This window comes from Pseudoalteromonas sp. MER144-MNA-CIBAN-0113 (genome assembly GCF_040308965.1).
In the GTDB taxonomy this organism is placed as follows: Bacteria; Pseudomonadota; Gammaproteobacteria; order Enterobacterales; family Alteromonadaceae; genus Pseudoalteromonas; species Pseudoalteromonas tetraodonis.
This window is the reverse complement of the sequence record NZ_JBEOOG010000001.1, coordinates 33187-48642: the sequence shown is the minus strand read 5'-3', so window position 1 is coordinate 48642 and position 15456 is coordinate 33187. Positions and strand designations below refer to the sequence as shown.

9 protein-coding genes and 1 pseudogene are annotated in these 15456 nt (G+C 42.0%); 8 read left to right on the top strand and 2 right to left on the bottom strand.

All coding sequences use genetic code 11. From position 1 onward, the window contains the following. The first annotated feature begins 107 nt into the window (after nucleotides 1-107). From AAEY57_RS00165 to AAEY57_RS00150, 4 genes and pseudogenes are all read left to right on the top strand, one after another. Entirely contained in the window at nucleotides 108-2615 is a 2508-nt protein-coding gene (locus AAEY57_RS00165) for a S8 family serine peptidase (RefSeq protein WP_350605565.1), read from the top strand. 229 nt (nucleotides 2616-2844) lie between these two features. Next, nucleotides 2845-6015, top strand: coding sequence for a glycosyl hydrolase family 18 protein (locus tag AAEY57_RS00160; protein ID WP_350605563.1), 3171 nt, complete (start codon nucleotides 2845-2847; stop codon nucleotides 6013-6015). Between the two features lie 66 nt (nucleotides 6016-6081). Next, nucleotides 6082-7677, top strand: a complete 1596-nt coding sequence (locus AAEY57_RS00155; RefSeq protein WP_350605561.1) for a lytic polysaccharide monooxygenase — start codon at nucleotides 6082-6084, stop codon at nucleotides 7675-7677. A 73-nt stretch (nucleotides 7678-7750) separates the two neighbouring features. Next, nucleotides 7751-10380, top strand: a pseudogene (locus tag AAEY57_RS00150) (glycosyl hydrolase family 18 protein). 79 nt (nucleotides 10381-10459) lie between these two features. On the opposite strand, the gene AAEY57_RS00145 reads toward AAEY57_RS00150, so the two are convergent. Continuing rightward, complete coding sequence (locus tag AAEY57_RS00145; RefSeq protein WP_350605558.1) at nucleotides 10460-10942, bottom strand: putative 4-hydroxy-4-methyl-2-oxoglutarate aldolase; 483 nt, start codon at nucleotides 10940-10942, stop codon at nucleotides 10460-10462. Between the two features lie 349 nt (nucleotides 10943-11291). Here AAEY57_RS00145 and AAEY57_RS00140 point away from each other — a divergent pair, with 349 nt between their 5' ends. Continuing rightward, nucleotides 11292-12755: a carbon starvation CstA family protein gene (locus AAEY57_RS00140; protein WP_013463008.1), complete on the top strand. Its 1464-nt coding sequence runs from the start codon at nucleotides 11292-11294 to the stop codon at nucleotides 12753-12755. Nucleotides 12756-12827: 72 nt separating this feature from the next. Here AAEY57_RS00140 and AAEY57_RS00135 read toward each other — a convergent pair whose 3' ends face one another. After that, entirely contained in the window at nucleotides 12828-13346 is a 519-nt protein-coding gene (locus AAEY57_RS00135; RefSeq protein ID WP_013463009.1) for a TetR/AcrR family transcriptional regulator, read from the bottom strand. 178 nt (nucleotides 13347-13524) lie between these two features. Here AAEY57_RS00135 and AAEY57_RS00130 point away from each other — a divergent pair, with 178 nt between their 5' ends. From AAEY57_RS00130 to AAEY57_RS00120, 3 genes are all read left to right on the top strand, one after another. Then, nucleotides 13525-14145 (top strand): glutathione S-transferase, encoded by a 621-nt coding sequence (locus AAEY57_RS00130; protein ID WP_028834206.1) that lies wholly within the window; start codon nucleotides 13525-13527, stop codon nucleotides 14143-14145. Between the two features lie 14 nt (nucleotides 14146-14159). After that, nucleotides 14160-14852 (top strand): cupin domain-containing protein, encoded by a 693-nt coding sequence (locus AAEY57_RS00125; protein ID WP_350605555.1) that lies wholly within the window; start codon nucleotides 14160-14162, stop codon nucleotides 14850-14852. A gap of 120 nt (nucleotides 14853-14972) precedes the next feature. Further along, entirely contained in the window at nucleotides 14973-15374 is a 402-nt protein-coding gene (locus AAEY57_RS00120) for a SpoIIAA family protein (protein WP_013463012.1), read from the top strand. The last annotated feature ends 82 nt before the right edge of the window (nucleotides 15375-15456 follow it).

Here is a 15456-nt window from a genome sequence, read left to right as displayed (position 1 = left end):
ATTGACTGATTACCCGTTTTCTTAACGCTTGCCACGTGATTACTTAAATTCATAAACGTAAATATTTCGCTTAGTAAAGCTAAGTTAACTTAATTACGGATAGAACAATGAAAACAAAATTATCTATTATTACACTTGCACTTTTACCTTGTTTAGCTGCGGCTAAATTGCCTGATGTTAACAGTACAACTCAAAAAGTAACTGCGAGCAGTGACTCGATTATTGTTAAGTATAAAAAGAATGCTTCGCCGGAAATGCGTAAGCAAGCTCGTTCGTTAGTAAAAGCCAAAATATCTGATCTAAATAACGATGAAATTGATGATAACTTCACCTCGTTATTTTCTGGCCGCCTCGCAAAATTTAAAATATCAGGAATGAGCGCTAAAGAAGCAATTGACCGCTTAAAATCTCATCAAGCTATTGAGTATGTTGAGCCTGATTATCGCGTGAGCATTGCAAGTGCAACTAATGACCCTCGTTTTGATGATTTATGGGGCTTAAACAACGAAGGCCAAACTGGTGGCACGGCTGATGCCGATATTGATGCACCAGAAGCATGGTCAATCTCTACAGGTAGTCGTGATGTTGTAGTAGGTGTTATTGATACGGGTGTTGATTATAGCCACCCTGATTTAGCTGCGAACGCGTGGGTAAACAGCGGTGAAATTGCTGGTGATGGTATCGATAATGACGGTAACGGTTACATTGATGACGTTCACGGTATTAATGCGATTACTGATGCTGGCGACCCAATGGATGACCAAGGCCATGGTACACACGTATCGGGTACAATCGGTGCCAGTGGTAACAATGGTGTCGGTGTTGTTGGTGTAAACCATGATGTTTCTATTGTTGGTTGTAAGTTTTTAGCCGCAGATGGTACAGGTTCTACCTCTGGTGCTATTAAGTGTATCGATTACATGGTTGGCCTTAAAAATGCAGGAGTTAATCTGCGTGTGTTAAATAATAGCTGGGGCGGCGGTGGTTTTAGCCAAGCGTTAGCTGATGCGATTACGGCTAGTGAGCAAGCTGATATTTTATTTGTTGCTGCTGCGGGTAACGATGCGGTTGATAACGATCAAAATCCACACTACCCATCTAACTATGAAAACGACAACGTATTATCGATAGCAAGTACTAATAGCAGAGATAATATGTCTAGTTTTTCTCAATGGGGCCTAACAAGTGTTGATATGGGCGCACCTGGCTCAGGTATTTTGTCGACCGTTCCTGGTAATAGCTATGCTACTTATTCAGGTACATCTATGGCAACACCGCATGTAGCTGGTGCTGCTGCACTTGTACTTTCAGTTAATCCTGATTTAACAACACTAGAGCTTAAAGAATTACTTATGTCTAGTGGTGATGCTAATGCAGCATTAAATGGTAAAACAGTTGCAGGTACACGTCTAAATGTTAACCAAGCGCTAATTGATGCTGATCCAACTCCAGGCTTTAAATTATCTGTATCGCCGGTTTCTCAACAAGCGACTGTAGGTGATACGGTTACTTATACCTTTACGATTGGCTCAATTGCACAATGGGAAGGTGACGTTTCACTGGCTTTAGCTTCAGATCTTACCGATGCATCACTAAGCGCAACTACCGCTCGTCCGGGCGATGAAGTTGTTCTAACAGTTGCAACTAACAGCGATACTCAGTGGGGAAATTACGACTTTACTGTTACCGCAACATCAGACGAGCAAGTTAAAGAACAAACTGTTAGCTTAATGCTTCAACCTGCTGGTTTAAATGACTTTACTTACAGCAGTGATGAAAACATCGCTATTCCAGATAATTCTCCAGAGGGCGCAAGCTCGGTTATTACGGTTGCTGATGATTTAACTATTTTTGGCACCACTGCTGATGTAGATATTACGCATACTTGGTCTGGTGACTTAGTACTTACACTTATTTCAGCGCAAGGTACAGAAGTAACTTTACAAAGCAATGAAGGTGGCAGTGCAGACGATATTGTTAAGTCATTTACATCAAGCGTATTTAATTCTGAAGTGGCAACTGGAGATTGGACACTTCATGTTGAAGATACAGCTGGTGCAGATACGGGTAATATCAATGGTTGGTCACTTACATTTAGCGCTATTGGTGAGGTAAGCCCACAACCACCACAAGCTGGCTTTAGTGTTTCAGCACAAGGTTTAACTGCTACATTTGTAGATACAAGTCGTGATGTGAATGATGACATTTCACAGTGGAGCTGGAACTTTGGTGATGGTTCAACATCAACAAACCCAAATCCTACACATGTTTACGCTCAGTCAGGAAGTTATGAGGTTGAATTAACCGTAACGGATAGTGAAAATAACTCAGATACATTCACTCAAACAGTGGTTGTTAGTGATGTTGAAATTGAATTGAGCTTAAAACGCGCTAACAAGTCACGTCTTGATACTATGCGTGTTGAGTTAAACTGGGCAGAAGTAGGGGCTGAGTCACTTAGCCTATACCGAAATGGCGAACTAGTAGATACCGTATCAGATAATGGCCGTTACCGTGATTATGTGCGTAACGCAACATTACCGGCATACGACTATCAGTTATGCGTATCTGAAAACGTATGTTCGAATATTATTACGGTTTCATTTTCTGAATAAAACGTTTACCCCTTAGACATTCAAAGCCCAGCAATGCTGGGCTTTTTTATGGAATATCCCTTCTTAATTTTATAGTAATTAATAATTAGTTAATTTTATAATGTATTTATTTTGTATTTATTTTGTTTGTTATTTGTGCGTTATTTTCTTGATATTTACGATATCCATGTTAAGTTTGTACCTGAAAGGTAAAAAATAATGAGTATAAACATCGTTAATGAAGGAGCCAATGAGCTCACGTAAAATAATAACAAATGCCTTTAATCTAAGTGCTTTATCGTTAAGTTTTCTTAGTTTAAATGTACACGCGTCTATTGATTGCAGTGCGTTAGAACAGTGGCAAACAGGCCAGACACACGTTGCTGGAGATCAAGTGCAAGCGCAAAGCACAGCGTATGAAGCTAGCTGGTGGACGCAAGCCAATTCAGTGGAGAATGCTGGTGATTATAAAGATAGAAAAATTTTGGGTGTATGTGACAACGCTGTCATTGATGATGAAATTCCAGTAATTACCGAGTTAATGCCTGCAGACGGTTTTCAACTAACCGATAAAGACAGCGTTGTCATATCGGCGCAAGCAATTGATAACGATGGAGAGGTAACCACCGTTGAGTTTTTTGTTGATGGTATTTTTCTAGCTGCAGATACTTCATCACCTTACAGCGTTGATTGGCAAGCTGTGGCGGGTTCTCATCAAATAAGTGCAATTGCAACGGATGATCAAGGTGCGCAGTCATTACAAATCATCAATACCTTAACAGTTGCAGATGACGTTACTAATCCTGTTAATCAAGTACCCGTTGCATCAATTTCATTGAGTACCTTACCTGAACAGCTAATTGTGGGTTCACAAGTTGTGTTTGAGCTTTCAGGTAGCGATAGCGATGGTGAGATCACCGCGCTTAATTTTGCTATAAATGGTGATGATACTCATCAAGCGACATCAGCAACTAGTCAGTATACATGGCAGACTACAGCTCTTGGGCAAGCCAGCTTTACACTTACAGTGACTGATAACGAAGGGGCTACAGCACAAACCACAAAAACCCTAAATGTTGTTGACTCTGCAGCGCCCGGCAGTGGTGTAACTGATTGTCAACCACAAGGGTTATATCAAACCCCCGGTGTTAATACGCCTTATTGTACTGTGTATGATGCTGATGGTCGTGAAGTTATGGGAGCTGACCACCCGCGTCGTGTTATTGGTTATTTTACTAGTTGGCGAAATGGTGCTAATGACCAACCAAGTTATCTAGTTAATGATATTCCATGGGATAAAATTACTCATATTAATTATGCCTTTGCGCATGTTGATGCCAATAATAAAGTATCTATTGGCGATCCTAATTCAGCAAATAATCATGCTACAAACATGGAATGGCCAGGCGTTATTGGCGCTGAAATGGATCCTGAGTTTGCATACAAAGGACACTTTAATCTTTTAAATAAATACAAAAAACAACACCCACACGTTAAAACCTTGGTATCGGTAGGTGGCTGGGCTGAAACGGGGGGGTATTTTGATGAAACCGGCCGCGTTGAAAGTGGTGGCTTTTATACCATGACCACCCATGCTGATGGCTCAGTCAATTATGAAGGTATTAATGCATTTGCAAAAAGCACCGTTGAGTTTATTGAAAAATATGGATTTGACGGCGTTGATATTGATTATGAATACCCATCTTCAATGAACGACTCAGGTCACCCCGATGATTTTCCTATATCCAACGCGCGCCGTGCAGGATTGAATGCCTCATACCAAGTGCTAATGAAAAAAGTACGTGAAGAGCTAGACCGTGCAGGTGAAGCAGCAGGTAAGCACTATTTACTCACTATTGCGTCTCCATCTTCTGGTTATTTATTACGAGGTATGGAAACCTTTCAAGCGGTTAAATATCTGGATTATGTAAACATTATGTCTTACGACTTACATGGCGCATGGAACTCACATGTAGGGCACAATGCTGCCTTATTTGACACCGGCTTAGACTCAGAACTGACACAATGGAACGTCTACGGCACTAAAGAATTTGAAGGGATTGGTTACTTAAACACCGATTGGGCGGTTCGTTATTTCCGAGGGGCAATGGCTGCCGGTCGAATCAATATCGGTATTCCTTATTATACTCGAGGTTTTAAAGATGTGTCGGGCGGAACTAATGGTCTATGGGGTCAATCGGCTTTACCAAACCAGGCTGATTGTGCCACAGGTACAGGGGTTGGTGAAAAGAACAAGTGTGGTAATGGTGCATTAGGTATTGATAACCTTTGGCACGATAAGAACGACGCAGGTCAAGAAATGCCCGCCGGTTCAAATCCTTTATGGCACGCTAAAAATCTCGAAAATGGTATTGTTGGCTCTTACCTCGAAGTGTATGGCTTAACCCCCGATACCGATGCTGACGATCGCTTAACAGGTTCTTACACACGTTATTACGACAGTGTTGCCGTCGCACCTTGGCTTTGGAATGCCGATAAAAAAGTATTTCTGTCGATAGAAGATGAAGAGTCGATGGCCTCTAAAGTTGATTATGTGATTAACAACGGCCTTGGCGGTATCATGTTCTGGGAGCTTGCTGGTGATTTTGATTACGACTCAGCAAAAGGCGAGTACTTCATGGGGTCAACGCTTACTTCACTTGCATACGATAAGTTTAATCAAAGCGGTGTTGCATATGATGTACATGGCGGAAATCCAAACTTTACAGTGCCTGCTGAAGCTGTAGATATCACATTTGAAGCCAAAGACTTCCCTGTCGGTGATGATAACTACCCAATCAGCCCAACATTTGCGTTTACCAATAACTCAAGCCTTGATTTAAGCGGTGCAAAAATTTCATTTGATGTACCGGTATCAACCTCCGCTATTTTTAAATCTAACTGGAATGCACAAGAAAAACTGGGCATGGCAGTAGAAGTAAATGGCTCGAACGCAGCGGGTAATAATATTGGCGGTTTTGAGAACGAGTTCCACCGTTTCTCAATCACACTGAACAATGAATGGGGCGGTCAACCAAAAGACTTTAGCGCTGGTGCAACTGTGAATGCACAAGTGATGTACTACATGCCAATCACTGGGCCTAGCAACTTTACCATTGAAAAAGATGGAAAAACTTACGCATTCAAAGCTGAATACCCAATGCTACCAGGTGCAACACCGGGTGATGGCACGGGCAATCCAGATAACGGTGGCGGTGACCCTGTAGGTACGTGTGAAGGAGTTGATATAGCCACGATTCCTGTTTATCCAAATTTCCCTCAAACAGACTGGGCGGGCAACCCAAGTCATGCTGCTGGCGGCGATCTAATGGTGCATAACAACGCAGTTTATAAAGCCAAGTGGTGGACAACCTCTGAGCCGGGTGCAACAGCAGATTGGACCTTAAGTTGTAGCCTGTAATTTACAAAACAATGAGGGGTAGGCATTAGCTTGCCCCATGTATTGAGTCTTAGAAAGGATAAAATAATGGCATCAATTAAACTTAACACACTATCGCTATCTGCAATCGCAGGTGGCTTGCTACTGAGTATGCTAGCACCGCAAGTACAAGCACATGGTTATATGGATAGTCCTAAAGCACGCCAAGCATTTTGCCAAGATGATGGCGGATACTGGTGGCCAGAAGATGGCACAAATATTCCTAACCTTGCTTGTCGATCAGCATATCTAGAATCCGGCACGGTGCAGTTTGTGCAAGCGATTGAATTTTCTGTTAATACTCCTGACTATTTAAATCAAACCGCAGTTGAGGCCAGTGTACCAAACGGCACTTTATGTGCTGGTGGCGATACAGCCAAACGCGGTATGGATTTATCATCACCACATTGGCAACGTAGTGATGTAGTGCCCAATGCTAATGGTGAAATTCAAGTTCGTTACCTTGCATCAACGCCACATAATCCCAGCTTTTGGCAGTTTTACTTAACGAAGCCAACTTTTAATGCCGCTACTGATGTATTGACCTGGCAAGACTTAGAGCTAGTTCAGGAGCATCAAAATGTTGACGTGATTAAAGACACCGATGGTGAGCGTTATTATCAAATGAGTGTGGCTATTCCACAAGGACGCAACGGTGATGCCATTTTGTACAGCCGCTGGCAACGAAACGATGTTGTGGGTGAAGGCTTTTATAACTGTAGTGATATAAATATTGTAAACGACGCTGCTCCAACCAATCCTAATGCGTGGGCAAGCCTTGGGTACTTTGTACGTCAAGGGCAAAATGCCATTGTTGGTGACACTGTATGGGCTCGCTTATTTGATGAAACAGGCCAAGAGGTGATCAACCAACAACTTAAGATCAATGCCGATAATCAAGCAAATTGGCAGCAAGTGTTGGCGTCACAACTTAACCTTGATTATGCGCATTTAGTGCAGATTGGTGTGCAAAATCAAGTTGGTGATGTTGTATTTAACAGCGCTGATGTACTAACAAACCAAGTCTATGGCAGCAATCCAAATTACACTTATACATTAAGCGTGCAGGGCACCCCTGATAATACAGCGCCTATTGTTAGTAAGCCAGAAAACCTAGTAGTTGATGAAAACACCACCACGGCTGTGCATTTACATGCGTTTGATGATGAGCAAAATGCGTTAATTTATACTTGGTCAGTACCGGCACCACTGAGTTTTACCGGTAGCGATGCCAATATCAACTTAATTTCACCTGAAGTTTCAACACCTACAGAATATACCGTTGTGGTATCTGTTTCTGATGGCCAATTAACGACCCAAACCGAGTTTGTTGTCACCGTTAATGACAGCGTTATCAATGATCCTGCTATAGCGCCTTGGAACACTACTGAGGTTTATCAAGCAACAGATAAAGTGAGTTTTCAAGAGCGTGTTTACTTAGCTAAATGGTGGAATCAAGGTCAGCAGCCCGATAGTTCAAGTGCGTGGGAGCTTGTTGAGGAGGGTACTAATCCAGCAGCATGGAGTATTAATAAAGCCTATCAAGCAGGCGCAGAAATAATCTATCAAGGACAGCGCTATCGAGCTAATTGGTGGATTCAAGGCGATACGCCAGGACAAACCGATGTATGGAAAACACTGTAACTAAAAGCCTAAGTTTTGTAGTTCAAACTTATTAAACCAAAATAATCACATTAAAAATAAATAAGAGAGAAATATGAATATTAAACAATTAACCGCAGCTATGGGTGTTGCACTATTTGCCGGTTCTGTATCGGCAGCGCCTTCTACACCAAGTATTAATTGGGAGCCACAGCAATATTCGTTTGTTGAGGTAGACCTTGAGGGAAACGGCTCTTACAAACAGCTGGTTACCCGTGTTGAGCAAGTTAATATCAACATTGAATGGAGTGCGTGGAGCGGTGATGGCGGCGATAGCTATAAAGTGTACTTTGATGACATGCTAGTGAATGAGGGCACGCTTGCTGCTGGTTCTAAAAGTGGCACTATTTCATTCCCTTATGATAAAGCCGGCCGCCATACAATGTATGTTGAACTATGTGAAGGCGGCACGACCTGTGCAAGAAGTGCGGGTAAGCCAATTGTAATTGCTGACACTGACGGCGGACATTTAGCACCGTTACCTATGGATGTTGACCCAAATAACCGTGATATTGGCGTTAAGCAAGATTTAGTGACGGGCGCTTACTTTGTTGAGTGGGGAATCTATGGCCGTGATTACGATGTAACGAATATGCCAGCACAAAACCTGAGTCATATTTTGTATGGCTTCATTCCAATTTGTGGGGAAAATGCGTCGTTAACTGGCGGTCCTAAGCGCGCACTGGAAACAGCCTGTGCGGGCTCTGCAGATTACGAAGTGGTTATTCACGACCCATGGGCCGCAGTACAAAAAGCATTGCCAGGGGTTGATGCTAAAGATCCCATTCGTGGTACTTACTCGCAGTTAATGGCACTAAAACAGCGCTACCCCGATATTAAAATTTTACCATCTGTAGGTGGTTGGACGTTATCAGACCCATTTGGTGGCTTTACTAATAAAGCAAACCGCGACACCTTTGTTGCCTCAATGGAAGAGTTTTTAAGAACCTGGAAGTTTTACGATGGTGTTGATATTGACTGGGAATTCCCAGGTGGTGACGGCCCCAATCCTGATATTGGCGATCCAATTAACGATGGCCCAGCCTATGTGGCGCTTATGCAAGAGCTGCGCGCTATGCTTGATAAGCTAGAAGCAGAAACGGGTCGTACTTACGAGTTAACCTCAGCCATTGGTGCTGGTTACGATAAAATTGAAGATGTAGATTATCAAGCCGCAAGCCAGTACATGGATTACATTTTTGCCATGACCTATGACTTTTATGGCGCATGGAGTAACGTAACCGGACACCAAACAGCACTTTACTGTGGCGAGCACATGAGTGTTGGTCAATGTAATGGCACTGGGCTTGATGAAAATGGCGAACCTCGTAAAGGCCCTGCTTATACCACCGATAATGCAGTACAGCTGTTACTTGCGCAAAATATACCATCGAAAAAAATCGTCGTCGGCACAGCCATGTATGGCCGTGGTTGGGAAGGTGTTTACCCGCAAAATGCAGCGATTGATGGTAACCCAATGACCGCCCCTGGTAATGGCCCGTTAAAAGGTTCCACGGCACAAGGTGTATGGGAAGATGGAGTTATTGATTACAAGGGCGTTAAAGCCAATATGATTGGTGCGGCAGGCACCGGTATTAATGGTTTTGAAGTGGGTTATGATGAGCAAGCACAAGCCGCTTATGTATGGAATCGCTCAACTGGTAAACTGATCATCTATGATAGCCGTAAGTCTGTGCTGGCAAAGGTGCGTATGTTAATCAGCATAACTTAGGCGGTTTATTTGCATGGGAAATAGATGCTGACAATGGTGACATTCTAAATGCTATGCATGATGGTTTAGGAGGGGTAGTTGCTCCGCCAAGTAATAAAAAACCGGTTGTTTCAGTGTCTTCATCTGTGTCTGTTAATTCAGGAGAGAGCATCACAGTAACGGCTTCTGCAACCGATGCAGATAACGATTCACTGAGCTTTAGCTGGAGTGCTGATAGCGCGCTAGTAGTATCTGGACAAAATACATCATCACTGGTTATTACCGCGCCAACAGTGACTACAGATACACAGTATGTTGCAACCGTTGCGGTATCAGATGGTCAAGCAACAGTGAATCGTGATGTTGTTGTTAATGTTATTGCGCCAACATCAGGTGGCGAAAATACAGCACCGAGTGTTAATGCAATTGCTAATGTTAGTGTTGACGAAGGCGCATCAGCAAGTGTTGCTGTAGTTGCAAACGATGCACAAAACGATGCGCTTACATATACGTGGACAGTACCAACAGGCTTAACGTTAGTGGGCAGCGGTGCAAATGTGAGCATTGAGGCAGGCGCTGTAGATACAGATACAAACTTCACTGTTTCAGTTGCAGTCAGTGATGGCGAATTAACTACAACACAAAGCTTTAGCGTAACAGTGACAAATGGTGATACTACCACTCCACCAACAGGAGATTGGGATGCGAGTGTTGCATACGTTGGTGGCGATGTCGTCACTTATAACGGCGTTGAATATAAAGCAAAATGGTGGACTCAAGGTGAGCGTCCTGATTTAGGCGGTGCGTGGGAGGCAACAACACAGCCTACAGATGATACGGGTGCTGCAATTTGGCAGTCATCGGCTATTTATAACAGCGGTGATGAAGTCTCTTATCAGGGCAACAAGTACCAAGCTAAGTGGTGGACTCAAGGGAACGAGCCAGGCGTAACCGATGTATGGTTAGCACTTTAATGTAAAACCTTATTGTTTGATTTTATAAAAAGCAGCTTTCGAGCTGCTTTTTTTTATCGCGAACAGTCACTTTGATTGTTCAAAACAAGGCTTTATTACTAATAATTAACCCATTGACATCAGCATACACCCAATCACCGGTATTAATTGTGGTGTTTAACATATTAACCGGGTGATCTTTGGCACCTAAGCCGCGCTTAGTGGTGCAGCGCGGCGTAGCGCCTAGCGCCATCACGGGTAAATCAAGCGTGGCAAGAATTTCAATATCGCGGCAGCAACCATTAATAATAATGCCTTGCCAGCCATTTTTTAGGGCTCGCTCTGCAATCATATCGCCAATGAAGGCAAAACGCTTACTAGCAAAGCCATCCACAACCAACACTTTGCCTTCACCATTTTCATGTAATATGTTGCCAGCAAACGAGTTATCGTCTGGGCAGGTGACAGTCACTACTTGACCATAAAAGAGAGTTTTATTACCAAAGTGTTGCAAGCCACTGTCAGCGACTTGCACATGGTCGCGATGTTCATCGTATAAATCGGGCGTAGTAAACGGTGTCATTGAGGGCATCCTTGTTTTTTATAAAGCCACGTAGGCCAACGGCAGTACATTAAAAGTAGTAATAATGTTTATCGTAGGCTAATTAATCATTCAGGTGTAGCTATTGTTGTAAATTGGCGTATAGATTTTAGTCGCAATATGAGCACTTTTAACGTTTTTTAACGCTTTTTTATAAGTAACTTATGCTGTTACTTAGTTTAATTTTTTTGAATAAATTTGATTTTGCCAGAGCATTAGCCAAACGTCTCATTGTTGCGTGCTTTTTCATATGCTACGTTCAATTGTTATTTTAAAATTTGGGCTGCAATACTTGGCCCTATACACACATACAAAAAGAGAAGCGTGCTTTATGATCATCTTTTTTATTTGCCTAACTATTTTAATATTAGGCTATAAGTTTTATAGCCCGTTTGTTGAAAAGCAAGCGGGCATGGATTCAACGGTCGACACACCACAAAAACGCTTTAGCGAAGGTGTTGATTACGTTGCAATTCACCCTGTTCGTGCATTTTTGATTCAATTTTTAAATATAGCAGGCGTAGGCCCCATATTTGGCCCAATATTGGGTGCATTATATGGTCCGGTTGCGCTTGTATGGATTGTGCTTGGTAATGTTTTGGGTGGCGCTGTACACGACTTCTTCTCAGGAGTAATGAGTATAAAAGAAGACGGGAAAAGCTTACCGGAAATAGCAGGGCACTACTACAACGTTGTATTTAAAGGCTTTATGCTTATTTTTACTGCGATGCTACTATTTTTTGTTGGTGTTGTATTTATTATGAGCCCGGCAGGATTATTAAGTAACCTTGATATATTTAAGGATACAATATTTGCAAATAATACCTTTTGGGTTTTGGCTATTTTAGCTTACTACTTTTTAGCCACGTTATTACCCATTGATAAAATCATCACTAAGTTTTATCCTATTTTTGGTTTGTTAATGATTGTGATGACAGTAGCTATTGCGGTATCACTGCTAATAAACGCACCGCATTTACCAGTAGCGGGCGACTTTTTAGCATACTTTGAGGCCGATCACGCTCATGACTTCTTAGCACCAAATCCTGATGGACTGCCCACTTGGCCGCTGCTATTTATAACCATTACCTGTGGTGCTATTAGTGGTTTTCACTCAACGCAAGCACCTATTATTGCCCGTTGTTTAACCAACGAAAAATACGTACGCCCAGTTTATTATGGTGCGATGATGTGTGAAGGCATTGTAGGTTGTGTATGGGCATTAGCGGGTATTGCTGCCTTCCCTGAAGGCTATGCGGGTTTAAAAGCTATGCTTGATTTAGGCGGTCCAGGTTTGGTGGTTAACCATATTGCAAACAGCTACTTAGGTGTATTTGGCGGTATTATGGCAATTATTGCTGTTGCTGTTTTCCCTATTACCTCAGGCGATACGGCGTTTCGTTCACTGCGCTTAACTGTGGTTGATGCGTTTAGTATTCCGCAAAGTTTACGTAATCGTTTATTGCTAGCAATCCCTATTTTAACCATTGCTTACTTTATGACTAAGCTCGATTTCTCTGTGATTTGGCGCTACTTCGCATTCTCAAATATGCTGCTTTCAACCAGTGTGTTGTGGCTTGCGACCAAGTATTTATTTGACCGTGGTACATTCCACTGGATCACTAGTATACCAGCAGTAATCGCTACAGCAGTGACCTTGTCATACATAATGACTGCGGCAATAGGGTTAAACTTATCAAGTGATTTAGGTAAACCGATTGGTGCAGCGGTGGCTGTTATAGGGTTTATTGTATTAGCTGTTGTGCATTCAAAGCATAAAGTGCGTACGGCTTAATAAATCGTAATCTCAAAAATGTAAAAGCGAGCCTTATAAAGGCTCGCTTTTTTTATACTTGATCGCCAATCGCTAAAAAGTGGCTTGTTCGAAGTAGCTGATATCATCTAGGGTTTTACTAATCATCATCGCCCCCTCTAATAAGCTCACTGTTTGTATTGCCGCGCGAGCAGGGTTTTTTTCACCATTCGCAGCGTGTGCTTGGGTTAACCAGGCTAAATTTTTATTAAAAAACCGCTGAACTTCAACCCGCACTTTATCAGGTAGGCTGTCGCTTTCTGCGCCGAGCAAGCCACATAAACACATTTTTTTATCAATCACGAGTGCATTTCTAAATAACTGAGTGTAAATATCAATAGGGTTTTTACCGTTTGCTTTGTGTGCCTCTGGTTCACCAAGTACAGCGATAAAGGCATCGGTATATTGATGCGCAAGCTCTGCACCTAAATCAGCTTTAGTTGGAAAGTGATAATGCACACTGGCACTTTTAATACCAATTTCATTGGCCAACTCTCTAAAGCTAAAATTGCTATAGCCACCAAGTCTAACTTTGTTTTCTGCTGCTTTTAACAGGGCTGCTTTTTTTGTCATTTTAAACTTCCTTCATATCGCTGCAAAAAATTATCAACCAGTAGGTAGTTATTTTCAAGCTCTTTTATTTTTAGTTTGCAAAGGTCGAGATCTTAATATAAATTACCTATCAGTAGATAGGTAATTTATTCTTGCCAGTATTAGCTCAAACTGTGATTAAAAATATAAAGAGATAATTATGAAAATTTATGATGTAGAAAACTTTCCTAATCCATTACGTGTACGTATTGCGCTTGCTGAAAAAAAGGCGACTGATAAAGTAGAGTTTGTTGCTGTCGATTTATTAAATGGTGAGCACCGTACTGAGGCTTTTTTAGCTAAAAACCCCTTAGCAGGCGTACCTGTTTTAGAGCTAGATGATGGAACGTTCATCGCAGAATGCACCGCGATTACTGAATATATTGATACCGCTTTTGCTGGCCCTTCATTAACCGGTGTTGAGGCAAAAGAACGCGCGGTGATTAATATGATGCAAAAGCGTGCGGAGTCAATGGTTCTTGATGCTGTCGCTACTTACTTTCATCATGCAACGGATGGTTTAGGCCCAGCGCTTGAAACCTATCAAAATGTTGCTTGGGGAGAAAAGCAAGGTGAAAAAGCGCGCCAAGGCTTTGTTTATTTTAATAGCGTATTAGCTAACTCTGCTTATGTTGCTGGTGAGAATTTCAGTGTTGCAGATATTACTTTGTACGCCGGTCTGGTGTTTGCAGGCTTTGCAAAAATAGCTATTCCTAGTGAGCTATCACATTTAATAGCATGGCAAGAAAAGGTCGCTCAGCGTCCAAGTATTGCCGCTTAGATATGGAGTCAAATATGAAAATTGCAGCTGATTTTAGCGAACGTGTTGTTGTACATAGCGAATCGTTAGAATGGATAGCCTCACCGATGGCGGGTGTTGATAGGCGTCCACTTGATAGAGTGGGCGATGAGGTTGCACGCGCAACCAGCATTGTACGTTATGCGCCAAACAGCCATTTTTCTACCCATACACATACCGGCGGTGAAGAATTTATTGTGCTTGAAGGTGTTTTTCAAGATGAACATGGTGATTTTCCCAAGGGCTCTTATATTCGTAATCCGCCTGAGTCAAAACATACACCAAGCTCTGAAAACGGGTGCGTGATATTTGTGAAATTATGGCAGTTTCAGCCAGAGGATAGAGAGCATGTTCGCTTGCAAACTAATACCATGTGCAGCGTTCCTCACCCTGAGTTTAGTAATGTAAATGTAGTTTCTCTTTATAAAGATGCCTTTGAAGAGGTGAGTATTTTAGCATTTGCACCTAACAGTGAAATATCGTTAAACGCCTTAGGTGGGGGCGAGCTTTTAGTTCTTGAAGGCTCGCTTGAAGAGCAGGGCGATACATTAGTAAAGCACAGCTGGTTAAGAGTGCCGCCTAACAGCGAAATTAAAGCAACAGCAGGCAGTGAAGGAGCCAGAGTGTGGCTTAAAATCGGTCATTTAACAGATGTTGAAAATCAAATAGCACGGCTTAAAAATGCATAATTAAGCATTTAATTAAAATGGGCACAATAAAAGTGATGTGCCTGTTTTTTGATCTACTTCACTATTGGTTAATAAGCTATCACCTATACTTGATGCTCATATTATTGTGGAGTTCGGGTTATGGTAAATTTAACACACGGCTTATCTATTGGTATTGAGCGCTCTGGTTGCGAGTTTTTTTTAACCTTAAAAGCTATAGGTACACTCACTCACAAAGATTATGAGGTGATCACGCCGATGATTGACTCTGCGCTTGGCGAAGTTAAACATCCTATTGTTAATGTACTCATAGATGGTACTGAGCTTGATGGCTGGGAACTTAGAGCCGCATGGGATGATTTAAAACTTGGCTTAAAACATAACAAAGAGTTTAAAAAAATAGCCATATACGGTAACAAGGACTGGCAATCAACCATCGCTAAATTAGGCAGTTGGTTTGTATCAGGTGAAATTCAATATTTTGAGAACGCCACTGCGGCTTTAGAATGGTTAAAAAGTAATGATGAAGAAGCGGATGCTTAAATAAAGGCCATAATCGGCTTTTATTTTTAAAGTATTTATATCAATTCGCTTAATTAAGTGATCTATTTTGAGGCTGGAAAAA